The following is a 406-nucleotide window of genomic DNA, read 5'->3' on the forward strand; positions in this document are numbered from 1 at the left end:
CTTGCGTATTTATAAATTTTGATTTTGCGTGCCGCTTTAACATCCTCGAAAGTGTAGTCCTTGCAAAGCCTTTTCATCGTGTCCAGGTATTGAGATCTCAATCCATTCAACTTCGGCAGGACCCAAGAAGTTTGCGAAAGATACCATTGCAGATAATCGAGCTTATAGTTTTCAAAGGAGTCATTTTTATCGAGAAACTCTTTAATCAGCTTGGCATGAGTTTCGAAACCAATCAGTTTCTCCGGCTTGCCTTCCATCGTTTGACCGACACGTCCAATTCGATGGACGATTAGTGGTTTGTTTACAAACGCGATTGATTCCAATTTTGTACAAACAAACCAGTGCAGAGGATTATCTTCAAAGAAAAAATCTACTTCCGGATAGCGAATTTTGTTCTTATCTAAAA

The 406-nt window shown here is 39.2% G+C and carries 1 protein-coding gene; it reads right to left on the reverse strand.

Going from position 1 to position 406, the window contains the following annotated elements; all coding sequences use genetic code 11:
* The coding region (locus H6A60_RS12725) for a hypothetical protein (RefSeq protein ID WP_205105220.1) at positions 1–406 on the reverse strand (406 nt) is incomplete at both ends.

This window comes from Sutterella massiliensis (genome assembly GCF_016899755.1).
Lineage (GTDB): Bacteria > Pseudomonadota > Gammaproteobacteria > Burkholderiales > Burkholderiaceae_F > Sutterella > Sutterella massiliensis.